The sequence below is a fragment of the Shewanella algae genome (assembly GCF_009183365.2).
GTDB lineage: Bacteria > Pseudomonadota > Gammaproteobacteria > Enterobacterales > Shewanellaceae > Shewanella > Shewanella algae.
This window is the reverse complement of the sequence record NZ_CP068230.1, coordinates 1,928,852-1,954,377: the sequence shown is the minus strand read 5'-3', so window position 1 is coordinate 1,954,377 and position 25,526 is coordinate 1,928,852. Positions and strand designations below refer to the sequence as shown.

Genomic DNA, 25,526 nt, shown 5'->3' with positions numbered 1-25,526 from the left:
CCAGCCAGAGAATTAAAGGCGTACTGCATAAAAAGGCCTAAATGCCTCTGTTTATGAATTTTAAAAGCATTAATGTCGGTGTTTTATGCAAAATAGCGTCAATTAGCCACTCGAATTGGTCTGCGCTTGCGGTCGTTTTCTCAAACTCATCCGGAGGCAGAAGCAGCCAAGGTATTAAGCACATTAGGAATGCATTCGGCCGAGGTAATCCTGTGGCTGAATGGTTTGGGTAGCGACTTGAGTGACGATAACACCGGCACGGCTTTGCCGGAAGAATAGCGGCATAAAAAACCCCGGCGTGCCGGGGTTAGATTAGCGAATGGATTAAACACCAGGAGTTACATTGGTCGATTCTTCTCGGCCAACTTGTTGTAGCAGGCGTTGAGCATCAAAGAAGCGCTGTGGGCCAACTTGTCGGCCAGTTTCTTGCGCAGCTGATATTTTACCTTGATCACAGTGCGATCCGCGGCCAACTTCAGCAAGAGATCATCACTGGTGCCGACTTCATCTATGAGCCCCAGTTCTACGGCCTGCTGACCATACCAATGTTCACCTGTTGCCACCTTGTCCAGCTCCAGTTGCGGCCGATAACACCCGACAAAGTCTTTGAACAGCTGATGGGTTTCTTCCAGTTCCTGTTGGAACTTGGCTCTACCCTCATCTGTGTTCTCACCGAACAGCGTCAGGGTGCGCTTGAAATCACCGGCGGTATGCTGCTCATAATCAATGTCATGCTTCTTCAGCAGCTTGTTAAAGTTCGGCAATTGGGCAACAACACCTATGGAGCCTATGATAGCAAACGGCGCTGCAATAATGCGGTCGGCGACGCAGGCCATCATATAACCGCCACTGGCAGCCACCTTATCGACACATATGGTCAGCGGCAGCCCGGCATTGCGGATCCTGTCCAGTTGGCTGGCCGCCAGGCCATAGCCATGAACCATGCCGCCACCACTCTCAACGCTGGCGACTACCTCATCACCTTCCTCGGCAATTGCCAGAATGGCGCTGATCTCTTCCCGCAGTGACGCCACTTCGGCCGCTTCTATGCCACCTTTGAACTCGACGACATACACCTTGGGATCTTTGGCTTCCCCGGCATCAAGTGCCTTGTCGTGAGCCTTTTGCTCGGCCTTGAGCTGTTTCTCATAGGCCTTGAACGCCTTTTTGCCCAAAAGCTCTGCCTTGAGGTGATGCTTGAGCGATTTAAGCTCATCGCTGAGATGCGTCAGTTTCAGCTCGCCCCTGTCACTCTTTTGTTTTACCGCCGATGCCACCACAATTACCACTATGGCACCCACTGCCACCACTAAAGTGATCGCCTTGGCCAGAAATAATCCGTACTCGTATAAAAATTCCACTACAGGGTTCCTTTCACCGCGAGAAAGCACACAAAATCGCGCTATTCTAGCAGCCCTTGCATAGATAAAAAAACCCGGCATTTCGCCGGGTTTGTTACAAAAAACATATGAGTAACCGCTTAGCCACCGCAGCTTTGCAGAACGGACGAGTCGGTCACCAAAATGCTGGCACCATCTTTACCGGCAGAAGAGGCAAAAATAGACGCCTGAGACTGCATTTCTGCCGTCGCCTGAGCCGCCATGCCATCGGTCACGCCCGGTACTTCGGATGGGTCAATGAGTGAGCTGTGATGCCCCTTGGCAAAGCGCACAGCGCCGCCACCGGCACTGGTCTGATCGACGCAGTTAAGCCCCAGAGTCGCAATCAAAGGCTCAGTGCCGGACAGCGGGAAGCCCGCGACAGTACCAGGCAGAACCTGATCGCCCTTGTTACCAGCGCCATCACCGACGATTTCCACCAGATGCACCGGCAAACCCGTGGCCTTGAGCATGGCAGTCTGGTTGATAGGATCGGCTGACTCTATCCCGGTTTGCACCGCAAAGGCGAAGGTAGGGATAAATTCGGCGTATACCGTCTGAACCAGGGCCTCATATTCGGCCGAACCCGGCTGATATCCTTGTTTATTGGCCACGTCCACCAAGGCCTTGAAGGTATCGGAAGCCGTCACATTGGCAAACAACAGAGGTGCAAAGGTGGCTGAACCGGCGAAAGAACCCGCCAGGCCGCCGCTCGGCGCCACCAAAGATGCGCCCTTGATGCCATAGTAGTTGGGCAAGGCTGTGCCGGATGCAGGGTCTTTCAAACCTGTGCTGGCATAGGTCGCGAAGTTGGTGCCGACAATGGCGCCAAGGCTAAGCCCCTGAGCGGTTATCTGGTTATTATCAAACACCTGAGGCGCGCCCATTTCGGCCAGTTGCGCCGACATACCTGTTATCGCGGCTCTAAGCGCCAGATGATCCATGGTCGCCTGACGGAAGTTATCCCGTACCGACAGCGTGCTTTCTATGTTGACAAATACCAGCGGATTGCCGTTTTGGAAGGCATCCGGCTTGCCGACAACATTACCATAGGCAGCACCTGAGGCCGACACTTCATAGATGCCGTCACCATTGGCATCAAATGAACGGGCACCGTGCAGCGGCATATCCATGGCCACTGTAGCCACACCGGCTGCGGCATAACTACCGGCATAGGCCAGCGACATCTCTTTGCCGCCACCCAGACCATGCAGCGCTATCGTGGTAGGCCAGCCACTGGTTGGTGGCGTGAAAGGCAAGCCCTGGCTGGCATAAAATGCCGCCAGCTTAGTGGCGTTGGGCATGGAGATCAGCACAGGCACAGTTTCGTAGTTGCGAATCGCCGGAATGGGATTAAAGCGGGTCAGGTGCTTGGTGGCATCGGCCGCACTGTCATCATCCAGTTTCCACGCTTTGCCGGCCAACAAGGAAGGATTGGCCAGTGCAGCGGCGGGATCTATGTTGTAAGCCATCGCCTGGGCGGCAAAGTTCTCCTGGCTCAGAGTACCGGCCTGCAGCGCCAGCAACACAGATACCGGGCTGTCGCCCTGGGCCTGCCAATAGCCGTTAATGCCGTCACAGCTTGCCGATGAACAAGTGCCGTAAACCGGTACTTCAATGGCCGCAGTGTAGACATCGGCCAAATCCGCCAATACATAGGCTATGCCGTCAGCAGGGGTAAGCCCAGCTGCCATCGCCACTGTATAGCCGGCTGGAGTCGGAGTTTGCAACCACTTGGGCGCATAGGGTGAGCCGGGTTGCAGCATCAGCAGCTTGGTGGTTTCATAAACATCGGCCACCGACTGGGTGGTAAACAGGCCTGAATAGGTAATGCTTTCCTTGTCGACGCCATGAGCCGCCGCCATGCCCTTCTCATAACTGTTTACCAGAGTTTGCAGCATCAATTGATCGGCGGTTTCCAGCGGCGCTGTGTCGATATCCAGTTTCAACAGGCCATAGGTGTAGGAAGGCGCTATCGGGCGCTCGGCCGAATCCATGATGAGTTTAGTGGTGGCATAGATATAAGACTGAGCGGGCTTAAGTGGCTTCAGTGGCACAATAACAATCTTGTTGCCGGACGCTTGAGTGATAAAGTCTTCCCCCCAAACCAGCTCTTCACCCACTTCACAGGCAGAAACCGAAGGCTTGGCCTGGCACTCGGCTTTGGAAGAAAGCGGGCCGCCGCTGACAGCTTCAAACATTCTCACCGCTCCAGGCTGGGCCACGGAAGATGCCAGCAGGCTCAGGGTATTGCCGCTGTTATCTTTGGAAGGTTCAATATCTATGGTTATCGGTTGCGTGGTTGACCAGCCATCCAGCGCGCCCAGCGCCAGCTGCGGATTGGTATAGTCACCGGAGGCTTCTCCTGGAATATTCAAGGTACCGTCTGTGGTGCCGTTGAGCAGTAGGTCGTTTGGCAAGGGAACTTCAGCTTTGGCAGGATCAAACACCAAATGGGACTCAGGGATGAGCGGCTCTGTCTTATCCTTAAGTTCGTTATAGCTGTCTTCACCACATGCTGTCAGTCCAAGTGCAGATGCGATTGCAACACCCAAAATGAGTCTTTTCATCTTTTTTCCCCAAATCTTGTTGTAATAATTTTGTTTTCCCCAAGAAATTGGTCACAATACCCCAGACACTGTGACCAGAGGAGCTGAAATCAGCCCTCAGCTCGTTTCAAGTTAACGTAAAAATATTGAGTTAGCTACATTTTTGTCACAGTTGCACGCAACGAAAAGTAACAATGAACAGTCATTTGTTTTAAACAGATGTATACCGCTGTAGTGAGTCGAGTATTGGCGGGCTTTAGCGCGAAGAGGAAACAACTCCCCATGTTGGAATATCAAGCAGCAAAAGATCTTCTCAAGGGCAAAACTATTCTGGTAACCGGTGCCGGCGACGGCATTGGCAAAACCGCAGCCAAGACCTATGCCGCCCATGGCGCCACAGTGATCCTGCTGGGCAAAACGGTCAAGAAGCTGGAAGCCGTTTACGATGAAATTGAAGCCGCCGGTGGCCCGACTCCAGCGATTGTGCCTCTGGATCTCAAGGGCGCCAGCGAACAAAACTACCGCGACATGGCCGAAACCATAGAGCAGCAATTCGGCAAGCTCGATGGCCTGCTGCATAATGCCAGCCTGTTGGGCGCTTTGGGGCCATTTGAACATATTGATATTCAGTCACTGGAAGATCTGCTCAAGGTCAATGTGGTGGCCGAAGTCATGATGACCAAAGCACTGTTGCCTGTGATGCGCAAGGCCGAGCACGCCTCAATTATTTTTACCTCCAGCAGTGTTGGCCGTAAGGGCCGTGCTTACTGGGGCCCATATGCCTTCTCCAAGTTTGCTACCGAAGGCATGATGCAGGTGCTGGCTCATGAATGTGAAGGCACCCAGGTGCGCGCCAACAGTATCAATCCGGGAGCAACCCGCACCGGCATGCGCGCCAAGGCTTATCCGGCAGAGAACCCACTGGATCTCAAGACGCCAGAGCAGATAATGCCCGTTTATCTGTATCTGGTGGGCGACGACAGCCTGCAGGAAAACGGTCAGGCCTTTAACGCCCAGTAACATTTTCCTCAAGAATAAACGCAGTCCAATGGGCTGCGTTTTGCTATTCATACGCCATTCATACACGTTTTATAAAAGAAATAAGGAGGCAATCCATGAGTCAAGAATACCCTATAGGCACTCCAGGTACTCCCTGGGGAGAGGCCGAAAAATCCGCCTGGCGCGCCACCCAAAACATCAAACGCAGCTACCGTGAACAGGTGCTCGACAAGATCTATGCCCTCAAGACAGCTTTTGAATGCCGCAGGTACGGCGCCTTAAGTTATGACCCGGAACGTTATCCCCTGCTCGCCCTGCAGAGTAAATCGCCACAGGCAGATAAGCCCTGGGTATTGGTCACAGGCGGGATCCACGGTTATGAAACCAGTGGCGTTCAAGGTGCGCTGCAGTTTCTTGAGCAGGAAGCCGAACGTTATCAAGCGGATTTCAACCTCCTTGTCGTTCCCTGTGTCAGCCCTTGGGGATACGAAGTCATCAACCGTTGGAATCCTTTGGCTATCGATCCCAACCGTTCCTTCTTTGAACCCAGCCCGGCAGAAGAGTCTGCCGCATTGATGGCTCTGGTTGCTAGCCACGGCGCCCCTTTCCTAGCTCATATCGATCTGCATGAAACCACAGACACGGATGAAACCGAGTTTCGCCCGGCGCTGGCGGCCCGCGATGGCAAAATCATAGCTCCCGGTGAGATCCCGGACGGTTTTTATGTGGTAGATGATGAAGCCATGCCGCAACCTGAATTCCAACGAGCCATTATCGAAGCAGTCGCCAAAGTGACCCATATCGCTCCGGCCGACAAAGACGGCAATATCATCGGCTCTCCTGTGGTCAACCACGGCGTTATCCGTTATCCGCTCAAGCAGCTTGGTCTATGTGCCTCGGTTACCAATGCCCCATACACCTGCACCACAGAAGTCTACCCGGACAGCCCGCAGGCAAGCGATGAACAGTGCAATGCCGCCCAGGTAGCCGCGGTTTGTGGCGCGCTGGATTATCTAAGGAAGGTGCGAATAAGTCCTCGTGGCACTCTGGCTTGCACAGCAATTGGCGTTCAAGGCATCTGACTGAAGGCATGCCGGGGCCTGTCGAAGTCGGATAACGCTGAGAGCCGGTTGCTGTGAAAGCCCCGAAGAGCGTGGCTTACAGGCCTGCCTGCTGTGTTGTGCTTCTTGCAAAGGACTAGGGCCATTTGCTGCGAACCACGCCTTGCATCCAGGCCCGTAAGCCGACGCAGAGCACACATGGGACTTGTTCGCACCTTCCCTAAAGCTAACCCGGAATTAAGTTTTCAGGATTGAAGCTGGAGCCTTGAAACTTAAGTATTGAGGCTCAAATAACTAGACCCGGCACTAAGCTTTGTGCCCCAGTGCCGGCTCTTAATTAACTTATTTTCCTCGCCTTTTGGCGATGTGACCTCACAGCAACGCCAGTTTGGCACTAAGACGCTTCACCATGGTATCTGCATCGGGATTCGGCACATTCAACCCTTCAACCAAGGTCATAAAATAGCAATCCATCATAATGGTTGCCCTCACTGCATCATACTGAGGCGCACAGGTAAACAGCAGCTCTTTGAACTGGCGGATCTGCTCATCAAAGAAAGCTCCTTGCCAAATTAAGCCTTGCAGCAAGGTTTTACTGAACTCCACATGCTGCAAATAGAATCCGTATAAATGCCTGGCATAATGCTGCATCTTCAACTTAGGCTGCTCAAAGTCATCGCTGCTCTGCGCCTCGCTGATAACCCCGGCGATAAGCTCCAACATCAACGCCTTCAACAACTCTTCTTTATTGCTGAAGTGGCTAAACAAGGTGCCATTGGCAATCCCAGCTGCTTTGGCAATATCGCGGGTCGATGTCGCTTCAAAACCTTGCTCGATAAACAGCTCCCATGCGCATTGGCAGATGCGCTCGCGGGTTTGGCGTTTTTTAGGGGTCATATCTGCAGTCAAAAGTGAACCTTTTACTTGTAATTGAGCGTGCTCAATAAATATAATGAGCGCGCTCATTTTTATTTATACCAAGGTAAATCACATGAAATCAGTCGTTAAGATTCTAACACTCGCAGTAGGCTATGTCTTATACATCCCCTTTATCTGCTTCTATTCGTATATCTTGGGGCCGATACTGAAAGCCGTCCTGATACCCGGTGGACTAGTGCTTATTGCGCTTATGATGGGACCCAGGGCGGCCTGGCAGGAGTGGAATAGTGCCAGGCAGCCGCAAAACAGCCCCCTGTCAAAGCAGGAATGATGCCGCTCATCGCGCGCCAGCAAACAACAAGCCCCGGCAAAATCAAGAATAAGTCAGTCTTTCAACCTTCACTCTTCTCATGCTGGGGCCAGTGTAGGTTGTAGTGCATATAACGGAGGCACCCAAAATGCTTTGTGGTTGATTAACCAGCAAAAGTAAATCGGTCGGCCGTATTTCCCGTTCTTATGCCCCGGGTTTTCTCAGGCTCCACTCAATCAGCTTGGCTCTGATCAAGCGTTGCGAAAACTGCTGGGGATCAAGGACCCAGTTGGTGGCAATTTCCCGAACGTTCGCGTCATCAGGATAACCTCCCCCTGTAGACAAACCGTTAATATAGCAACGCTTGGCCGCTTGAACCTCTGCCTCGGTGGGTTCACCCGCCGAGATGTGGCTTTGGTCATATTCATGCAGCCCGTCATGATACACGGCGTATTTTCTTGTTACCTGACCGTCTTCCGCCATAAACCAAAAATTGTATATACCGCCCTGATGGTCGCCAAAGCCATAGGTTTTTCCAAATTTCTGGCTTAACCTAGCGGCGAATTCTGAAAGGTTGCGTAGGCATTCATCCAGCATTTCCATACTGTCCCTGAGGCCATACTGCCGGAACGGCAAGCCCCAACCGCCGAGGTAGATAAGCCCATCAAGATCCGCGACAGCCAGGTGTGAAGTTTTCCAGATAAACTTCAGATCGTCGGCAGACCCCAAATCACTGATGGACTTGATATCCGCTTCCCCCTTCAGGTGTTCAACTATTCCATCCAGGTCGCGACTTTCTACGACCAACCAAATCATATTGCGATACATCGAAACGCTCATTTCTATTCCCTTAAATATCTGGCGAATGCAATTTCAGTAGTCCACGGATTCTAGTGGCTCAACAATGAGCCGGGGACAGTAACAAAACCCAAAAACAAAACCAAGACAATAAACAAAATCCAGACCCATAATCCTCGACAAATTGTTGACTCCTTGCCTAGATTTCAATGGTTTCTTATATATCAAGGACTATTTGTAACTGGTCGATGATAGCGGGCGTATTATCCGCAATGACAAGGCGGCCACACTGCAACAGGCAGGACAACAACTGTCCTTTTGAACCGTCTAATATTCCCACCGACAATAGGTTGAAGCTAAATACCGACTTCAGCGATATCCAAAGGGCTTCTTGGTCCACTTGAGGTTGTGACAGTGCTCTATAAAATCAGAGTTGCGACCACCTCCAACAACGACGAAGGCAAGGGGCTACCCATTGCCAGAAGCTATTTAGCTGAATCCCCAAGGCTCCATTCTCTCCCATCAAACCCTATTCGATCTTCATTGTGCTTGGGAATTCGACTTTGTACCCACTTCAATAGCAGAGAAGCCCTAACTGGGGTTGAAAGATGCTCTTCATCCAGGGGAAATATCTGTCTTTCAGTAATATTGGCAAACTAACTCCTTCACCCGGCTTATGTCGGGTGTCCATATTGTTCTATTGCCCGAATTATGAGGTGATCCTCCAGCGCCGCCATAAACGGCCGAGTGAAACGAGGTCCGGCACATGAAATGCACGAACTTGATGGCCTAGTTAGGCATATTTAGACTCAAACTTTCTAATTTCAGAACTATTCAAAGTTTCTTTTTTGAGTAACGCCAACAATTCTCCGTTAATCGGTATCAACTTATCATGACTCCCATATGGACCAAGATAAACATCTTCGGGATCAATTTCTCTTGGTTCGTCGAAATAGTAATAACCTGAGAATCCAAACTCTGCAACTTGGCGCAGGAGATATATACAAGAACCCAAGTCCATGCTATCCCTAAACCCTATTACATATTCTTTTGGTGGTTTAGGGTCAACACTACTGCTTCCAAAGTAATCTTCAATAGGAATTCCAGCATCATTCAAAGCTCTCCTAATAGAAGGTAGGTTTTCATGGAAGTCATTCACAGATACTTTCCACCCCCTCCATTTGCTAGGGGCTGAGATCCCATTTCCTGCCTGACGGTCAAGAATGCTGGATATGCTATTTTGTATTTGTTCGATGCGTTTTAGCAGCTCTAGGTCTTTACCAGATGTAAATGAGGACTCGACATACTTGTTGGATTTTTTATCCAAGTACTTTGAATAGTAGCTATCTTCTTGCAACTCAGGTCTAAACTTTGTTTGCAATAAAAAAATCGCCATCAAAAATAAGGGAACATTAATAATGGATGCAACTACTAAAGCACCAGACATCCAGCTACCAGTTCCTATTTTCACTGCAGCGAAGAGGAAACCACCATCAATAGTTATCAGTCCTGCTAGCCAAGCCGCCAACAATTGAATCGGCTTGGTTACCTTATGCGGCTCTATTCTATTAGAGTGACTATTCATTTATCTGATCCATTTCTTCCGCCTAAATAACTGTTCCAAATAGAAGATCACAGGAAGGGAACTCAGTCCCGTTTGAGCAATCAGATCTATCGCCAAACATGGTAACATACAGGACATCCTACTAAACACTTTCTGAGCAGCAAGGAAGCACGCTGCAGGGTATCAGTCTCTGATAAATAACGACAGTTTTTTGGAAATGAGACTCTCTAAGACGAGTAATCTGCGAGGTTCATGCAAAAACTGCGGTTGCCAGGCAGGCCAACGGCAGGCTTAAGCCTGTTTATGCAAAATTACCAACGGTTTAAAGTTAATGGGATGTATTGCTTGGCTTTGTTGCTTACCCCGGCACCACTTACCGCCATATTTGGCCTTCATGGCACACATCGCATCCCATCGGCCACTCATGCCACTGTACTGACGGCGAAACTCCTTGGCAGAAGTTATCCAGGCATCGTCGCTGATACCAAGCTCAAGCAGTAGTTTGGGCCTAAAAGAGGCAATAAAGCCACGCTTGTCTTCCCGCACCGCCCGGCCTGTCCAATCAATCAGTTCCCAAAACATACAGAAACATACAGAAACATACGAACATACAGGACATCCAAAACACTTTCTGAGCTGCAAGGAAGTACGCTGCAGGGTGTCAGTCTCTGATAAATAACGACAGTTTTATGGAAATGAGACTCTCTGAGACGAGTAATCTGCGAGGTTCATACAAAAACTGCGGTTGCCAGGCATGGCTGCGGCAGGCTTAGGCCTGTTTCTGCAAAATTACCAACGGTTTAAAGTTAATGGGGATGTATTGCTTGGCTTTGTTGCTTACCCCGGCACCACTTACCGCCATATTTGGCCTTCATGGCACACATCGCATCCCATCGGCCACTCATGCCACTGTACTGACGGCGAAACTCCTTGGCGGAAGTTATCCAGGCATCGTTGCTGATACCAAGCTCAAGCAGTAGTTTGGGCCTGGAACAGGCAATAAAGCCACGCTTGTCTTCCCGCACCGCCCGGCCTGTCCAATCAATCAGCTCCAGATAGTCAGCAAAGTGAAACGGAATGCCGCTTTGTTCGGCGGTCGTTGCTGCACCATCAAATTGCAGCAGTGGCTTAATTGAAGCGTTGGCAGTTGCAGGCTCAGCATGTTCTTCTATGCGCTCCTGAATGGATGTGTAATCAGAAGTTTGCAGCGAATCTGCAATACCGGCGCGAATGGGATTTAAATCCACATACATCATGCAGGCCAGCAGCGCCTGTTCATCGAGAAGCGCCTGCGACTTAAAGCGTCCTTCCCAGAATACGCCCTTGCAGCCATCTTCACGATTGGCCTTGCGGGCGATATCTTCGTTTAAACAGCGCATAAACCAACTGATACTGCCAAGGCGTTCCTGCCAATCGCTAATCAGCGTATCTAAAAGTATTCGCTCACCTTCTGAGAGACTATCGCCCTTGAGGAACTTTGCCGCCACAGGATTGCCACTAAAGAGCAATGTCCAACGCTCAATGACTTCAAATGGTGACAACGATTGTTGCGTAGCAAGGTCGATTTTGAGCACCAAATGGTAGTGATTACTCATGACCGCATAAGCACAAACGTCGATGCAGAATATTGACGACAACTGCCTGATTTTATCCACTATCCAGCCACGCCTATGTTCGTAACTGCGCCCAGACAGTGCATCTTCACCACACAAAAATGCCCTTCTCACGCAACGGTTAATCACGTGGTAAAAGGGCGTACTTTCAGCATCTATCAACTGACGACGGGCGGTGGTCATAACCAACCTCGACTGAGCTTTGATGGGTATTTCAAAGCCTAGTCAAGGCTGTGTGAAACATCAAAAAGATATGGCTGTCCTGTATTCTGATCGAGCAGCGCCTGCGACTTAAAGCGCCCTTCCCAGAATACGCCCTTGCAGCCATCTTCTCGATTGGCCTTGCGGGCGATATCTTCGTTTAAACAGCGCATAAACCAACTGATACTGCCAAGGCGTTCCTGCCAATCGCTAATCAGCGTATCCAACAGTATTCGCTCAGCTTCTGAGAGACTATCGCCCTTGAGGAACTTTGCCGCCACAGGATTGCCACTAAAGAGCCCGGTCCAACGCTCAATGACTTCAAATGGCGACAACGATTGTTGCGCAGCAAGGTCGATTTTGAGCACCAAATGGTAGTGATTACTCATGACCGCATAAGCGCAAACGTCGATGCAGAATACTGACGACAACTGCCTGATTTTATCCACTATCCAGCCACGTCTATGTTCGTAACTGCGCCCAGACAGAGCGTCTTCACCACACAAAAATGCCCTTCTAACGCAACGGTTAATCACGTGGTAAAAGGGCGTACTTTCAGCATCTATCAACTGGCGACGGGCAGTGGTCATAACCAACCTCGACTGAGCTTTGATGGGTATTTCAAAGCCTAGTCAAGGCTGCGTGAAACATCAAAAAGATATGGCTGTCCTGTATTTCATGGTCCTGTATTTCAATTTTGCGCCAGCAAAATTTGTGACAGCTTTTGCCGAGCCCGACTGCTGCCGCTTGTTATGAGTTTTAGTTGGCATCCCACACCCAATACTTTTTGTTGCCTAGGCTAAATAGATATACAGAGATATCACCACCTTCTTTATAAGTACTGAGCTTTCTATCGGGGAGGGCGTCCCAGAGCCATTCAATATCTGATTTCGTTTGGCTGCCTTCAATAAAGCAATCTAAGAATTCATGTTTATCAGAAAAATCTTGCTTTGATGCGATACATTCAAATATGGGGTATTGCCCATCTATAGTTGGCCATGGTGTATCTTGCCATGTTGGAAGCGCAGGCGTCTTGTAAGTTATTGTATTTGCCGCTTCCGAGCCATCATCAAATATCAGATTTGGCTCAATTTCTAAATCAATTAATTTACCTGCCTTAAGACAACTTTCGCAAATACATTCGATGTCGTTAATACCAGAATAACCTACTGCATCAAAACAAACCTTTGTGTCATGACATATAGAGCAGGACTTTGGCTCATCAGTTAGGAAGGCAAATTTCTCTGGGTATTTAAAGTATAGGAATTCCATGTTGTCCTTACTCATAACAGTTGTATAGTACGCATGCGCGTTTTAGTCCTCGGAGGAGTGTAAACGAGCATCGCTATCTTTTTGTATTAGCTCGTTATAATATAGTTTAGTCCTAATATCCCTTGCAGCTAAACGCGCATGCGCGGTTTCCAAACCTATTATCTACCAACAATGTTTTATATCTATATGACTTTAAGGATATTTTCTGTGATGTTACAGAAATAACGCGCAAACTTACCTTAAAATTTCCTAACCAGCATCTTGCAGCCATATGCCCCCGGCAACCCCACAGCTACCGCACAGCTACCGCACGGCTCCAAACTCTGTTCGTCCCTGAATTCCGCTGAAAACGGAAAAATACCACTGCCGCCGACTTTGAGCCGCTGAGCTTAAGGAAGCGCTAAAGCTAAGCGGTTGAATTGGTTATACAATACCCAGTACTGAATGTTAAAACAATTAGTCAAAGGTCAAGTTTTTGACAAAGGCCACAAAACCCTGATTTGGCTGATTTTTGCAACAGAATTGACTGACTTTGAAATCTAAAGCGATTTTCCCTGTTATTAAACCTGATTCAGTCACGCTGGCTGGTGTCGAGCAGACAGGTATTGTGGCCAGGTACTTTAACCTTTAAGCCCGATACGGGCGAAATAGATGGCGGTTTTGCCCTCATGGCTTGAGTAGTACACCAGCTTGAGTTCATCACCGTCCAACTCGATACCGGCGTAGCTGGTATCGCCGCCGGATGGCAGGGTTAAGAGCTCGGTGACCTTGGCTGTGGCGCTATCGATTTCCACCAGCGAGGTGCGCACCTTATTGTCATAGAGGCGCACCACGGCCAACAGGCGGTCGTTATAGAAAAAGGCCACCGGACCACCGATACGGCAACTGAGCTGCTGCCATTGCCAGGTTTTGAAAGGTGCCTTGGCCTTGCCGAGCAGCCCGGTTTCTTGTGCGTCCCACACAGGATCGCGCCTAAGCAGGCAAAGCACTTCTGTATCTGAAGAGGTTTGAGCAGAGCGAGTCTGCTCGCCGCCCCGAAACAGCAGTGATGATTCGTTGACATAGCCGTCATTTTGCAAGGGGGCAACCCAGGGCGTAAATTGCAGCGTGCCGGATTGTGATGCTTGCAAGCGCTCACTGCGATAGAGCCTGACATCACCATCGGCGCCTGGGCGATAGCCCACGCCATAGAGGCCATCTTCGGCCTCGGTCACCCGCCAGAGCCAGTATCCGCTATCGGCGACTTTTTCGGGGGCCGACCAGTTGATGCCATCCAGCGAGTGCCACATCAAGGACTGCAGCGGCGCCTTGCCATGTTTGGAGGCTGCGCCAAAAAGCCATAAACGGCCAGCATGGGCGAGCAGTTTGCCGTCGCGCAGATCGCCAAGCTCGCTTTGAATAAGCGCCTCGGCCTGCCAACTTTGACCGTCGTCGCTGGATTTAAGCACTCTCAGCGCACCATCATCAGACACATGGGCTTGGCCCTCCCGAAAGACGCAGTAGAGCGCCCCCTGCCAACGGCATAGATCGCAAAAGGCGTTGTGTTCGCCTTGGTCCCAAATTTTTGTGTGTGAGATCAGCTGCATGCCTTGGCTCCCTGAGTTGCTGTTCCTTTATCTTATACCATGACTGAACTGCGCCAAGGTAAGTGGACTTTTTACGGTAAAAAGTGATGGCAAAAAACTTTGGCGAAAGCTATGGCAAAAACGACGACAAAAACTAAGTAGAAACTATGCAAAAGCAGCGAGAAACAGTGCCAAAAAGCTTAGAAAAACAGCAACAAAAAAGGCCGCCGCGGCGACCTTTCATTGCATTGGAATCACATCTTTAGATGGGATTAGATAGGCTATCGACAAGCTGTAACACACTGCCGATAAGGCCTTGGCAGCATCAGCTGCGCTGCCGGGTCGGCTTGGGCTTGCCCGCCGCCGTCTTGTGTTTACGCACGGCGCGGCGCACTTTGGCACTGCGCACCTTGTTGCGGGCCACGCTGTGTTTGTCTGCACCCAGCATGGAGCGGGTTTCCGGATCCATGCCCGCCAATTGGCGCAGGTAGTTGACCTGCTCCAGCGGCAGTTCGACCCAGCCGCCACGAGGCAGGCTCTTGGGCAGTTCTATCATGCCGTAACGCACCCGAATAAGGCGGCTCACCTGCACTTCCTGGGATTCCCACAGACGACGCACTTCACGGTTACGCCCTTCACGCAGGGTAACGTGCCACCATTGGTTGATGCCTTCGCCACCGGCGGCCTTGATATGGTCAAACTGGGCCGGGCCATCTTCCAGCATAACGCCGCTGCGCAGACGCTGCAGCGCCGCTTCCGGCACTTCACCGAAGGTACGCACGGCGTACTCACGCTCCACTTCATTGGAGGGGTGCATCAGGCGGTTGGCCAGTTCACCGTCTGAGGTGAATAGCAGCAAACCCGAGGTGTTGATATCCAAACGTCCCACTGCAACCCAGCGGCTGTCTCGGGTGCGGGGCAGACGATCGAATACTGTGGGCCGGCCTTCGGGATCTTTGCGCGAGCAGATCTCCCCTTCCGGCTTGTGGTAGGCCAGTACCCGGCAGATCACATCATCGGCAGATTTCAACGATACCGCACGGCCATCGATACGTACCTTGGCGTCGGCTTCGATGCGATCACCCAGTTTGGCGATTTCTCCGTCAATACTCACGCGACCTGCAGCAATCCATGCCTCCATCTCACGACGGGAGCCATGGCCTGCACGGGCCAAGACTTTCTGCAATTTTTCGCTCATTCAAGTTGACTCTTCTAAGGGTTCCGGCGGTGTTTTCATCCCCGAAAATACCGCCTCTAATGATTCGGCGTCAGACAGAGGCGGCAGATCCGCTATGCTGTCCAGACCGAAGTAAGCCAGAAACTCTGTAGTGGTGGCGTATAAGGAAGGCCTTCCCGGCACCTCTTTGTGTCCCACAACGCGGATCCAGCGTCTGTCTGTTAAATTCTTGATAATCTGGCTGCCGACAGCCACCCCTCTGACCAGCTCAATTTCGCCGCGGGTCACAGGCTGACGGTAGGCGATAACCGCCAGGGTTTCCAATGTTGCCCTGGAGTACTTGGGCGCCTGCTCCTGCCACAAAGGTTGCAGCAAGGGGCTGAGGCTGTCGCGGGTCTGAAACCGATAACCGCCGGCAACCTTGACCAGTTGTACTCCACGCTCCTGGTAATCCAGGGTCAATTCATCCACCGCGGCGCGAATACGCTCGCGGGAGACACTGAAATCGGCCAGCACGGTTTCTCTCAGCGCCTTCAAGGTCATGGGCTTGGCCAGCACAAACAGGCTGGCTTCGATCAGTTGTTTCAGCTGAAGGTCGTTAATCTTCGCCAAGTCGGCTCCCGTCAGTACGCCTTGAGATAAATTCGCGATAAAGGTTCAGCCTGGATCAGTTCCACCAGCAGTTCCTTTACCAATTCCATCAACGCCAGAAAGCTGACCACCACTCCGGCGCGCCCCTCTTCCACCTTGAACAGGGCTTCAAAAGGGGTGTAATGCTCACTGGAGAGCATGGCCAGAATTTGGCTCATCCGCTCCCGGGTAGAAAGCTGCTCGCGCTGCACCTGGTGAGAAGTGCCGGCTTCCACCCGCTTGAGTACCTCGCCAAAGGCCCGGGCCAGCTCGGCCAAAGACACATCCGGCGGCACCAGCAAGGGCTTGATATCCGGCGCCTTGCCCGCCTTGGCCTGGAATACGTCCCGCTCGAGCCGGGGCAGTTCATCCAGCCGCACCGCCGCCTCTTTGATGGCTTCATAAGCCTTGAGTTGGCGGATCAGCACGGCTCTGGGGTCTTCCTCTTCCTCGGCTTCCAGCTCCGGCCTTGGCAACAACAAGCGCGACTTGATTTCCGCCAATGTTGCCGCCATCACCAGATAGTCGGCCGCCAGCTCTACCCTGGCGCCCTGCAGCAGCTCGATATACTCAAGATACTGGGCGGTGATCCTGTGGATGGGCAGGTCTACCACATCCATTTTTTGCTTGCGGATCAGGTACAAAAGCAAGTCGAGCGGCCCTTCAAACGCCTCAAGAAACACCTCAAGCGCCTCGGGAGGAATAAAGAGATCGGCAGGCAGCTCTCTAAGCGCCTCACCCCGCACTACGGCAAGCGGCAGACTCTGTTGAACGCCTTCACTCAAGCCGTTTTCTCTCCTCTGGCAGCATCCTTAAGGCGGCATAGGCCGACCAAACGCGCGATTATACCTTTATTGAGCGGTTAAAGAAATGGGCTGATATCGCCACTGCCTTCACGGACTATGACCATTTCGCCTTCAGACATGTCTATCACTGTGGTGGGCTTTTCGCCCAGGTAACCGCCGTGGAGAATGGCATCTACCTGATGTTCGAGAATATCGCGGATATGCTCGGGATCCGACTCGGTAAAGTCGTTGCCGGGCAGAATAAGACTGGTGGACATCAAGGGTTCACCCAGAGCTTCCAGCAGCGCCAGGGCGATAACATTGTTCGGTACCCGAATGCCTATGGTGCGTTTCTTTTCATTCTGCAGCCTTCTTGGCACCTCTTTGGTGGCCTTGAAGATGAAGGTGTAACAACCCGGCGTGTTGTTCTTCAGAATGCGAAACGCCTGATTATCGACTCTGGCATAGGTCGACAGCTCAGATAAGTCGCGGCACATCAGCGAAAAGTTATGATCATTGTCTATCTGGCGAATTCTGGCGATACGGCTCATGGCGTCTTTATCGCCAATCATACAACCCAGCGCATAGCCGGAATCTGTGGGGTAAACTATGACCCCGCCGCTTTTCAGAATGCTCACCGCCTGGCTTATCAGACGGGTTTGAGGATTCACCTCATGTACGTAGAAAAATTGACTCATTTAGTTATTGTCCATTGCTTGCATTGCCAGACCCAGTTCAATCCCTGGGGCCGATACAGATTCTTGCCCAGTTCCAGCCAGCGGCCGGGAAAGTGGAAATCGGATCCCACCGAGGCGTAGAGGCCGTTGAGAGTGGCCAGCGCCCCTAAATTATTTCTGTCGTCTGTAGTTTGCTGCCCGAGCACCACCTCCATGGCATCGCCACCGGCGGCCTTGAACTCGCGCACCAGGCGTTTGAGCCACTTGGCCGACAGTTGATAGCCACTGGGGTGGGCCAATACGGCCACGCCACCTGCGTTGTGGATTACCTCAATGGCCGTCGCCATCTCGCCCCAGTTGTTGGGCACATAGCCCGTTTTGCCGCGGCCGAGAAACTTCTTGAACACGCTGGCGCTGTCCGGCGCGTGCCCCTGCTCGGCCAGGAAACGGGCGTAATGGCCACGGCTCAGCGCCGCATCACCGGCGAGCGCCCTGGCGCCTTCGTAAGCCCCGGGAATACCGGCCTTTTCAAGCCTTGCGCCTATCTCGCGAGCCCGCTCTTCCCTGAGCTCACGTTGACGCTCGAGAAAGGCAAGCAGGTTTTCGTCGTGGCGGTCGATATCCAGCGCCACGATATGAATATCATAGGCGTGCCAACGGGTAGAGATCTCAACCCCGTCCACCAAAGTCAAAGGCGTGCTCTGCCCGGCATTGAAGGCATGGGCCTCATCCAGCCCGGCGACTGTGTCATGATCGGTAATCGCCAGCAGCTCAACCCCCTTTTCCAGGGCGCGTTCGAGCAGCAAAGACGGTGTCAGTTGGCCATCTGAGGCTGTAGTATGGCTGTGAAGATCGGCCAAAGTATTTTCAGTTATCATAGCGCTATTGTACTTGGTTTTGTTGGCAAAATGCGATTTATCTCCGCTGGGCGACGGCAAATTGGCAGAAATTTATCTAAATTAAAAATATTCAATTGACATTGGCGGGCAGCTGGGTTTTTCTATAGGTCAAACGTCGAGAGGACAAATTTTCAATGACACACTTCAACGCTTCACTCAACATCATCTGGTGGTGGCACTTCCCTTAACGCGGGTAGTGTGAAGCGCTGTGCACGATTGAAAATAACGCAGCCAAATTCAACAAAAAGCCCGCAAGAGATTGCGGGCTTTTTTGTGCTTAACGGTCAGGAAAACCCCGCAGCCAGGCTAAACAACGGAACAACAGGAAGGACAGATGAACAGAATCGAGCCAATCGCCAGAGTACACCGCCAGACGCGGTCACTGCCCTATTACGACGATCCCCTGAAACTGTATCAGCAACTGACGCGGGACAAGCCTGACAGCATGTTGCTGGAGTCGGCCGAAATCGACAGCAAGGATCACCTGAAAAGCATTATCCTCAGCCACGCGGCGCTGGCCATTCGCTGTGACGGGTCGACCTTGAGCTTCGAGGCTTTGACAGACAACGGCGCCGGACTGCTACCCGCCATTCACGACTTCTTTAACTCGCGCGGTGAGGTCAGCCTGGAGCAGCAGAGCCTCAAGGTCCTGCTGCGCCCCATCACTGCCGAGCTGGATGAAGATGCCAGACTCAAGGCAGGCTCGCCGCTCGATGGCCTGAGATTACTGCAGCAGGGTCTGGTTGATGAAAAAGAGAGCCAGTTTGAAACCGGATTTCTGGGCGGCGTTTTAGGGTACGACCTTATAGCCAGCACAGAGCCGCTGCCAAGCGTAAGCCAGGGCGCCAACCACTGCCCCGACTATCTGTTTTATCTAGCTGAAACCCTGATAACGGTAGATCACCAAAAGGGCTGCGCCGAAGCCGTGGTGATGGAGTTTAATGGCAACAGCGAGGTGCAGGCCGAGCTTGACGCCAGACTGGATGCCATAGAAACCAACTGCCAGCTGCTGGAAGATGTCGCCCCTTTGAGCGGCGTACATGCCGAGGCCAGCGTCAATATCAGCGACGCCGATTTTTGCCGCCAGGTGAGCCGCCTCAAGGAGCATATCTGCGCCGGTGATATCTTTCAGGTTGTGCCATCACGCAGTTTCAGCCTGCCCTGCCCCAATACTCTGGGCGCCTATCGGGCACTGAGACTGACCAACCCCAGCCCCTATATGTTTTACCTGCGCAGCGCCGACTTCACCCTGTTTGGCGCCTCTCCGGAAAGCGCCCTCAAGTATGAAGCCGAGGGCAATCAGGTTGAGGTTTACCCCATCGCCGGTACCCGCAAACGCGGCAAGACCCCAGATGGCGAGATAGATTTCGATCTCGACAGCCGCATAGAGCTGGAGCTGAGACTAGATAAGAAAGAGTTGTCGGAGCACATCATGTTGGTGGACTTGGCCCGCAACGATATCGCCCGCATCAGCCAGAGTGGCAGTCGTAAAGTGGCCGAGCTGCTGAAGGTAGACAGATACTCCCATGTGATGCATCTGGTCAGCCGGGTAACCGGGCAGCTTAGGGAAGATCTCGACGCCCTGCACGCCTATCAGGCCTGCATGAACATGGGCACCCTGGTGGGCGCCCCCAAGGTGCGCGCCGCCCAACTCATTCGTGAAACCGAGCAGCAACGCCGCGGCAGCTATGGCGGCGCCGTAGGTTATCTCAACGCCCTTGGCGATATGGACACCTGCATAGTGATCCGCTCCGCCTTCGTCAGCGAAGGCATGGCGCACATCCAGGCCGGGGCCGGAGTGGTCTATGATTCAGATCCCCAGGCCGAGGCCGACGAAACCGCGCAAAAGGCGCAGGCAGTGATCAGTGCAATCAAGATGGGAGGTGGCCTGTGAAACTCTATCTATTGGATAACTTCGACTCCTTCACTTACAACCTGGTGGATCAGTTCCGCAGCCTGGGCTTTGAAGTGCTGGTGTACCGCAATAATGTCAGTGCCCAGTTGCTCGCCGAGCGGATGCTGGCGGAGCCGGGTCAGGCGGCACTTATTTTGTCTCCCGGCCCGGGCGCCCCCAGAGAAGCCGGTTGCATGATGGAGCTTATTGCGCTGCTGGCCGGCAAACTGCCGATTCTCGGTATCTGCCTTGGTCACCAAGCCCTGGTTGAACATTACGGCGGCAAGGTTGAACGCGCACCCCAAGTGGTACACGGTAAGGCCAGCCCGGTCGAGCACAACTGCGACGGCCTGTTTGCCAACCTGCCATCTCCCTTGCCTGTGGCCCGCTATCATTCACTGGTGGCAACCAAGGTGCCCGACTGTCTGGAGGTGATTGCCACCACAGAAGGCATGCCTATGGCCATCAGCCATCGCTGTGATGCCGCCGTCGGCTTCCAGTTCCACCCCGAATCGATTCTCACCACCCTTGGCAGCACCTTGCTGGTGCAAACACTGCAATACCTGACCATGAGCCGCGAGGAAACCTGCCATGACTGAACTGCAACCTCTGTTCGACCGCCTGTACCGGGGCGAGTCTTTGAGCCGTAGCCAGGCCGCCAGCCTGTTTGCCGAGCTTATCGACGGCAAGCTCAGTGAAAGCCAGATGGCGGCCATGCTGATCGCGCTCAAGCTCAAGGGCGAAACCATAGACGAGATCAGCGGCGCCGCCGATGCCCTGCTGGCCGCCGCCAAGCCGTTTTCGCACCAATGTCAAAGGGTAGTGGATATTGTCGGCACCGGCGGTGACGGCCACAACACCATCAATATCTCTACCACGGCCGCCTTTGTTGCAGCCGCAGCCGGGGTCAATGTTGCCAAACACGGCAACCGCGGGGTGTCCAGCAAGTCGGGCTCTTCCGATCTGCTGGCACAATTCGGCATAGACTTGACCATGTCGCCCGAGTGCGCCGCCAAACACCTTGCAGACAACGGCCTGTGTTTTCTGTTTGCACCCCATTATCACGGTGGAGTGCGGCACGCTGTGCCTGTACGCCAGGCGCTCAAGACCCGCACCCTGTTCAATGTACTCGGCCCGCTGATTAATCCGGCTCGCCCCGACTATATGCTGCTCGGGGTCTACAGCCCGAGCTTGGTTCGCCCCATCGCCGAGGTGTTGCGGGCCCTTGGCGTCAAAGGCGCCATGGTCGTTCACGGCAGCGGCCTGGATGAAGTGGCGCTGCACGGCGAAACCCAGGTGGCCGAACTCAAGGGTGCAGAGATAGTGGAATATCGCGTCACCCCGGCAGACTTTGGCGTGCCACAAGCGACGCTGGCCGAGCTGGAAGGCGGCACCCCGGCAGAAAACGCCCTTATTACCCAAGCACTGTTCGCCGGTAAAGGCAGCGCCGCCCAGCGTCACGCCGTGGCCATCAATGCCGCCTGCGTGCTCTATCTCGCCGGCAAGGCAGACAATCTCAAACAGGCCACCCAACTGGCCCTGGCCACCCTGGATGATGGCCGCGCCTGCGCCAAACTCAACGCCCTGGCAGACAAGGCTCACCAAACCCAGGCTGAAAACAATGACGCCAACTCACCACAACCGAGCAAGGCAGGAGCTATATCATGAGTAACGTGCTTGAGCGTATCGTCGCCACCAAGCAGCAGCATATTGAAGCCCTCAAGCTGCGTTTTCCCGAAGAGAGCCTGACGCCCAAGACGTCGAATCGCAGCCTGTATCAGGCACTCAGTGCAAAAGGCGCCGGCTTTATTCTGGAATGCAAGAAGGCCAGCCCCTCCAAAGGGCTTATCCGCAAAGACTTCGATCCGGTTGCCATTGCCGATGTTTACAGCCGCTACGCCTCCGCGGTGTCGGTACTGACAGACGAGGCCTTCTTTCAGGGTGACTTTCGCTATTTGCCCAAGGTGCGTGCCAGAATCAAACAACCGGTATTGTGCAAAGACTTTTTTGTTTCGCCTTATCAGGTTAAGTTGGCGGCCCATCAGGGCGCCGATGCCATCTTGCTGATGCTGTCGGTACTCAGCGATGAACAATATCGATTGCTGGCGAGCGAAGCCGAGCAATATGCCCTCGACACCCTCACCGAAGTCTCCAACGAGGAAGAACTCAAGCGGGCGCTGGCTCTGGGCGCGCCGATTATTGGCATCAACAACCGCAACCTCAGGGATCTGAGTACAGATCTGGCGATGACAGAATACTTAGCTCCCAAGATCCCCGAGGGGACACTGATCATCAGCGAATCCGGGATCTACAGCCGTGAGGATGTACGCCGCCTCAGCCCGCTGGTCGACGGCTTTTTGGTAGGCAGCTCGCTGATGGCCGAGGCCGATTTGGATCTGGCCTGTCGCCGCCTTATCTATGGCAACAACAAGGTGTGTGGCCTGACCCGGGAGCAGGATCTGCTGGATGCGGCAAAATCCGGTGCCGTCTATGGCGGCCTGATCTTCGCCGCCAAGTCCCCCCGTTGTGTCAGCCGCGCCCACGCCGCCGAGCTGTGCCGTTATAACGCCGAGCAGCCGCGTAAACTGGCGATGGTGGGGGTATTTGTCAATGAATCACCGACTCAGATGGCCGAGCTGGCCAATGAGCTGAAACTGAGCGCGCTGCAGCTTCATGGCAGTGAATCAAGCGAAGATATTGCCAAGCTCAAGCAGCTGCTTGAGCAAAATGGGCACCAGGCCGAGATCTGGAAGGCTGTTCCGGTCAATGTCGACGGCGGCGAGCTGCCAGCCTTGCCGGAAGGCGCCGACCGTTATCTCTATGACAGTAAAAGCGGCGACAGCTTTGGTGGTACCGGCAAACATTTCGATTGGCAGCAAGGGCTTGCCCAGCGCGAGCGCGCCATGCTTGCCGGTGGCCTGAGTCCGGACAACGCCGCCTTGGCTGCCACCCAGGGCTTTTTTGGGCTGGACTTTAACTCTGGGGTGGAAAGCGCCCCCGGCATCAAAGACAGAGCAGCACTGCAGGCGGTGTTTAAGCAACTCAAAGCCTGACAAGAACAACAGTATTTGCCTGTCAGACAGGCGCAACAAGTATCCTAAGGAAAGCAGTATGAGCGAGTTAAAACTCAACCCTTATTTCGGGGAATACGGCGGCATGTATGTGCCGCAGATTTTGATGCCGGCGCTGAAACAGTTGGAAAGCGCCTTTGTCGAGGCCCAGAATGATCCCGCCTTTCAGGCCGAGTTCACCGAGCTTTTGAAAAACTATGCCGGGCGCCCCACCGCCTTGACCCTGACCCGTAACCTGTCGCCCAATGACAAGGTGAAAATCTACCTCAAGCGGGAAGATCTGCTGCATGGCGGCGCCCACAAGACCAACCAGGTGCTGGGGCAGGCGCTGCTGGCCAAGCGCATGGGTAAAAAAGAGATCATCGCCGAAACCGGCGCCGGTCAACACGGGGTGGCCACCGCCCTGGCCTGCGCCCTGCTGGGCCTTAAGTGTAAAATCTACATGGGCGCCAAAGATGTGGAGCGCCAAAGCCCTAATGTGTTCCGCATGCGTTTGATGGGTGCCGAGGTCATTCCTGTCACCTCAGGCTCTGCCACTCTCAAAGATGCCTGCAACGAGGCGATGCGCGACTGGTCCGGCAGCTATGACAAGGCGCACTACCTGCTGGGTACCGCCGCCGGGCCTCACCCCTTCCCCACCATAGTCAGGGAGTTCCAGCGCATGATAGGCGCCGAAACCAAGGCGCAGATCCTTGAGCGTGAAGGCCGACTGCCGGACGCCGTCATTGCCTGTGTTGGCGGCGGCTCCAACGCCATAGGTATGTTTGCCGACTTCATAGATGAAGCCTCGGTGCGCCTCATAGGCGTTGAGCCGGCCGGAAAAGGCATAGATACGCCGATGCACGGCGCGCCGCTGCGGCACGGCAAGACTGGCATATTTTTTGGCATGAAGGCGCCCTTGATGCAGGACAGCAACGGCCAGATAGAAGAATCTTACTCCATCTCTGCCGGGTTGGATTTCCCCTCTGTGGGCCCGCAACACGCCCACCTCAACGCCACCGGACGCGCCACCTATGAGTCGGCCACCGATGAGGAGGCGCTGGAGGCCTTCCAGTTACTGGCCCGCTGCGAAGGGATTATTCCGGCGCTGGAGTCGGCCCACGCGCTGGCCTATGCCATCAGGCTTGCCAAAGAGTGCCGCGAAGAAACCATACTGGTGGTTAACCTCTCCGGCCGCGGCGATAAAGACATATTTACCGTTTCCGATATCCTGGCAGAGCGCCAGGCTGCATCTGCGCAGTCAGATAAATCACAGGAGTCACAGGCATGAGTACACGTTATCAAACCACTTTTGCCCGGCTGCATGCCGAAGGCCGCGGCGCCTTTGTTCCCTTTGTGACACTGGGCGATCCCGGCCCTGAGCTGTCGCTGCAGATTATCGACACCCTGATTGCCCATGGTGCCGACGCCCTTGAGCTGGGCTTCCCCTTTTCCGACCCGCTGGCCGATGGCCCGGTGATCCAGGGCGCCAACTTACGGGCGCTGGCGGCAGGTACCACGCCAGCCAAGTGCTTCGGGCTTATCGCCGAGGTACGTAACCGTTATCCTGAGTTGCCCATCGGCCTGCTGTTGTACGCCAATCTGGTGTACGCCAACGGCATCGACAACTTCTATCGCCGCGCCGCCGAGGCCGGGGTGGATTCAGTGCTGATAGCCGACGTGCCGGTTGAGGAAGCCGCACCTTTTATAGAAGCCGCCAAGGCCCATGCCATAGCGCCTATCTTTATTGCGCCACCCAATGCCGATGATGATACCCTCAAGGCGGTGAGTGAAGCCGCTGAAGGCTACACCTATCTGCTGTCCCGCGCCGGGGTAACAGGCGCCGACAATAAGGCAGGTATGCCGGTGGATGAGGTACTGGCCAAGCTCAAAGCCTTCGATGCGCCGCCTCCACTGTTGGGGTTCGGTATTGCCGAGCCGGCTCAGGTCAGCGCCGCAATTGCCGCCGGCGCCGCCGGTGCCATCTCGGGCTCTGCCGTGGTCAGGATCATTGAGCAACACCAAAATGCACCCGATATGCTATTGAGCACTTTGGCCGACTTTACCCATGCCATGAAGGACGCCAGCTAATCTCAGCCCTCTTTAATCCTCCAGCCAGGGTATTCCCTGGCTTTTTTATGTTTGCCTTACAATGACTTTGCGCTTGTTACTTGTGTTGGCACAGGGTAACAAGATACCCTTGAATCATTCTCTATGCGGTTGC

Annotated in this window: 21 protein-coding genes and 2 pseudogenes; 8 read left to right on the top strand and 15 right to left on the bottom strand. The window is 53.5% G+C overall.

Annotation, left to right across the window (positions count from 1 at the left end; translation table 11 throughout):
• Positions 1 to 338 precede the first annotated feature (338 nt).
• Positions 339 to 1,361: a protease SohB gene (sohB, locus tag E1N14_RS08695; protein ID WP_062793978.1), complete on the bottom strand. Its 1,023-nt coding sequence runs from the start codon at positions 1,359 to 1,361 to the stop codon at positions 339 to 341.
• A 119-nt stretch (positions 1,362 to 1,480) separates the two neighbouring features.
• Complete coding sequence (locus E1N14_RS08690) at positions 1,481 to 3,949, bottom strand: VolA/Pla-1 family phospholipase (RefSeq protein ID WP_062793977.1); 2,469 nt, start codon at positions 3,947 to 3,949, stop codon at positions 1,481 to 1,483.
• Between the two features lie 261 nt (positions 3,950 to 4,210).
• Between E1N14_RS08690 and E1N14_RS08685 the strand changes: the two genes are divergently transcribed.
• A complete protein-coding gene (locus E1N14_RS08685; protein WP_062793976.1) occupies positions 4,211 to 4,948 on the top strand; it encodes a YciK family oxidoreductase in 738 nt (245 codons plus the stop codon).
• 95 nt (positions 4,949 to 5,043) lie between these two features.
• Positions 5,044 to 6,009, top strand: coding sequence for a M14 family metallopeptidase (locus E1N14_RS08680; protein WP_025010446.1), 966 nt, complete (start codon positions 5,044 to 5,046; stop codon positions 6,007 to 6,009).
• Between the two features lie 351 nt (positions 6,010 to 6,360).
• On the opposite strand, the gene E1N14_RS08675 is transcribed toward E1N14_RS08680, so the two are convergent.
• The 13 genes and pseudogenes from E1N14_RS08675 to rnm all read right to left on the bottom strand — a co-directional run bounded on the left by E1N14_RS08675 (position 6,361) and on the right by rnm (position 18,337).
• A complete protein-coding gene (locus E1N14_RS08675) occupies positions 6,361 to 6,897 on the bottom strand; it encodes a TetR/AcrR family transcriptional regulator (protein WP_234518404.1) in 537 nt (178 codons plus the stop codon).
• Positions 6,898 to 7,381: 484 nt separating this feature from the next.
• Positions 7,382 to 8,017, bottom strand: a complete 636-nt coding sequence (locus tag E1N14_RS08670; protein WP_025012134.1) for a hypothetical protein — start codon at positions 8,015 to 8,017, stop codon at positions 7,382 to 7,384.
• Between the two features lie 751 nt (positions 8,018 to 8,768).
• On the bottom strand, positions 8,769 to 9,560 hold the full coding sequence (locus E1N14_RS08665) for a hypothetical protein (RefSeq protein WP_025012133.1): 792 nt from the start codon (positions 9,558 to 9,560) through the stop codon (positions 8,769 to 8,771).
• Between the two features lie 270 nt (positions 9,561 to 9,830).
• Positions 9,831 to 10,127, bottom strand: a pseudogene (locus E1N14_RS08660) (alpha-amylase family glycosyl hydrolase); the annotation flags it as partial.
• 218 nt (positions 10,128 to 10,345) lie between these two features.
• Positions 10,346 to 11,335 carry a transposase gene (locus E1N14_RS08655; protein ID WP_152134894.1) on the bottom strand — a complete coding sequence of 330 codons (990 nt, stop codon included), beginning with the start codon at positions 11,333 to 11,335 and terminating at the stop codon, positions 10,346 to 10,348.
• A gap of 86 nt (positions 11,336 to 11,421) precedes the next feature.
• Positions 11,422 to 11,943: pseudogene (locus tag E1N14_RS08650) on the bottom strand (transposase); the annotation flags it as partial.
• 169 nt (positions 11,944 to 12,112) lie between these two features.
• Positions 12,113 to 12,640: a CbrC family protein gene (locus tag E1N14_RS08645; protein WP_025010663.1), complete on the bottom strand. Its 528-nt coding sequence runs from the start codon at positions 12,638 to 12,640 to the stop codon at positions 12,113 to 12,115.
• A gap of 605 nt (positions 12,641 to 13,245) precedes the next feature.
• Positions 13,246 to 14,211 (bottom strand): sialidase family protein, encoded by a 966-nt coding sequence (locus E1N14_RS08640; RefSeq protein WP_025010664.1) that lies wholly within the window; start codon positions 14,209 to 14,211, stop codon positions 13,246 to 13,248.
• A 304-nt stretch (positions 14,212 to 14,515) separates the two neighbouring features.
• On the bottom strand, positions 14,516 to 15,388 hold the full coding sequence (gene rluB / locus E1N14_RS08635; RefSeq protein WP_025010665.1) for a 23S rRNA pseudouridine(2605) synthase RluB: 873 nt from the start codon (positions 15,386 to 15,388) through the stop codon (positions 14,516 to 14,518).
• Positions 15,389 to 15,979, bottom strand: coding sequence for an SMC-Scp complex subunit ScpB (scpB, locus tag E1N14_RS08630; RefSeq protein WP_025010666.1), 591 nt, complete (start codon positions 15,977 to 15,979; stop codon positions 15,389 to 15,391).
• Positions 15,980 to 15,990: 11 nt separating this feature from the next.
• Complete coding sequence (locus E1N14_RS08625; RefSeq protein ID WP_025010667.1) at positions 15,991 to 16,782, bottom strand: segregation and condensation protein A; 792 nt, start codon at positions 16,780 to 16,782, stop codon at positions 15,991 to 15,993.
• A gap of 77 nt (positions 16,783 to 16,859) precedes the next feature.
• A complete protein-coding gene (locus E1N14_RS08620) occupies positions 16,860 to 17,480 on the bottom strand; it encodes an L-threonylcarbamoyladenylate synthase (protein ID WP_025010668.1) in 621 nt (206 codons plus the stop codon).
• Positions 17,477 to 18,337 (bottom strand): RNase RNM, encoded by an 861-nt coding sequence (gene rnm, locus E1N14_RS08615; RefSeq protein WP_025010669.1) that lies wholly within the window; start codon positions 18,335 to 18,337, stop codon positions 17,477 to 17,479. The genes E1N14_RS08620 and rnm overlap by 4 nt, the downstream gene beginning before the upstream one ends.
• A gap of 355 nt (positions 18,338 to 18,692) precedes the next feature.
• Here rnm and E1N14_RS08610 point away from each other — a divergent pair, with 355 nt between their 5' ends.
• Genes E1N14_RS08610 through trpA form a run of 6 tightly spaced genes read left to right on the top strand, consistent with a single transcriptional unit; the run spans position 18,693 to position 25,393 of the window.
• The gene (locus E1N14_RS08610) at positions 18,693 to 20,252 is read left to right on the top strand and encodes an anthranilate synthase component 1 (RefSeq protein WP_062793536.1); all 1,560 of its coding nucleotides are present in this window, start codon (positions 18,693 to 18,695) and stop codon (positions 20,250 to 20,252) included.
• Entirely contained in the window at positions 20,249 to 20,851 is a 603-nt protein-coding gene (locus E1N14_RS08605) for an aminodeoxychorismate/anthranilate synthase component II (protein ID WP_025010670.1), read from the top strand. Before E1N14_RS08610 ends, E1N14_RS08605 begins: the two co-directional genes overlap by 4 nt.
• Positions 20,844 to 21,920 carry an anthranilate phosphoribosyltransferase gene (gene trpD, locus E1N14_RS08600; protein ID WP_025010671.1) on the top strand — a complete coding sequence of 359 codons (1,077 nt, stop codon included), beginning with the start codon at positions 20,844 to 20,846 and terminating at the stop codon, positions 21,918 to 21,920. The genes E1N14_RS08605 and trpD overlap by 8 nt, the downstream gene beginning before the upstream one ends.
• Entirely contained in the window at positions 21,917 to 23,305 is a 1,389-nt protein-coding gene (trpCF, locus tag E1N14_RS08595; RefSeq protein WP_062793537.1) for a bifunctional indole-3-glycerol-phosphate synthase TrpC/phosphoribosylanthranilate isomerase TrpF, read from the top strand. The genes trpD and trpCF overlap by 4 nt, the downstream gene beginning before the upstream one ends.
• A gap of 58 nt (positions 23,306 to 23,363) precedes the next feature.
• A complete protein-coding gene (gene trpB / locus E1N14_RS08590; protein ID WP_062793538.1) occupies positions 23,364 to 24,593 on the top strand; it encodes a tryptophan synthase subunit beta in 1,230 nt (409 codons plus the stop codon).
• Positions 24,590 to 25,393 carry a tryptophan synthase subunit alpha gene (trpA, locus tag E1N14_RS08585; RefSeq protein WP_082813109.1) on the top strand — a complete coding sequence of 268 codons (804 nt, stop codon included), beginning with the start codon at positions 24,590 to 24,592 and terminating at the stop codon, positions 25,391 to 25,393. The genes trpB and trpA overlap by 4 nt, the downstream gene beginning before the upstream one ends.
• Positions 25,394 to 25,526: the final 133 nt, after the last annotated feature.

Excerpts from the sequence above, each read along its gene's own strand:
- E1N14_RS08645 (WP_025010663.1), bottom strand. The coding sequence starts at position 12,640 with ATGAGTAAGGACAACATGGAATTCCTATACTTTAAATACCCAGAGAAA.
- E1N14_RS08680 (WP_025010446.1), top strand. The coding sequence starts at position 5,044 with ATGAGTCAAGAATACCCTATAGGCACTCCAGGTACTCCCTGGGGAGAG.
- rluB (WP_025010665.1), bottom strand. The coding sequence starts at position 15,388 with ATGAGCGAAAAATTGCAGAAAGTCTTGGCCCGTGCAGGCCATGGCTCC.
- trpA (WP_082813109.1), top strand. The coding sequence starts at position 24,590 with ATGAGTACACGTTATCAAACCACTTTTGCCCGGCTGCATGCCGAAGGC.
- E1N14_RS08610 (WP_062793536.1), top strand. The coding sequence starts at position 18,693 with ATGAACAGAATCGAGCCAATCGCCAGAGTACACCGCCAGACGCGGTCA.
- E1N14_RS08655 (WP_152134894.1), bottom strand. The coding sequence starts at position 11,335 with ATGACCACCGCCCGTCGTCAGTTGATAGATGCTGAAAGTACGCCCTTT.
- trpB (WP_062793538.1), top strand. The coding sequence starts at position 23,364 with ATGAGCGAGTTAAAACTCAACCCTTATTTCGGGGAATACGGCGGCATG.
- trpD (WP_025010671.1), top strand. The coding sequence starts at position 20,844 with ATGACTGAACTGCAACCTCTGTTCGACCGCCTGTACCGGGGCGAGTCT.
- E1N14_RS08670 (WP_025012134.1), bottom strand. The coding sequence starts at position 8,017 with ATGAGCGTTTCGATGTATCGCAATATGATTTGGTTGGTCGTAGAAAGT.
- trpCF (WP_062793537.1), top strand. The coding sequence starts at position 21,917 with ATGAGTAACGTGCTTGAGCGTATCGTCGCCACCAAGCAGCAGCATATT.
- E1N14_RS08685 (WP_062793976.1), top strand. The coding sequence starts at position 4,211 with ATGTTGGAATATCAAGCAGCAAAAGATCTTCTCAAGGGCAAAACTATT.
- E1N14_RS08620 (WP_025010668.1), bottom strand. The coding sequence starts at position 17,480 with ATGAGTCAATTTTTCTACGTACATGAGGTGAATCCTCAAACCCGTCTG.
- E1N14_RS08665 (WP_025012133.1), bottom strand. The coding sequence starts at position 9,560 with ATGAATAGTCACTCTAATAGAATAGAGCCGCATAAGGTAACCAAGCCG.
- E1N14_RS08640 (WP_025010664.1), bottom strand. The coding sequence starts at position 14,211 with ATGCAGCTGATCTCACACACAAAAATTTGGGACCAAGGCGAACACAAC.
- rnm (WP_025010669.1), bottom strand. The coding sequence starts at position 18,337 with ATGATAACTGAAAATACTTTGGCCGATCTTCACAGCCATACTACAGCC.
- E1N14_RS08690 (WP_062793977.1), bottom strand. The coding sequence starts at position 3,949 with ATGAAAAGACTCATTTTGGGTGTTGCAATCGCATCTGCACTTGGACTG.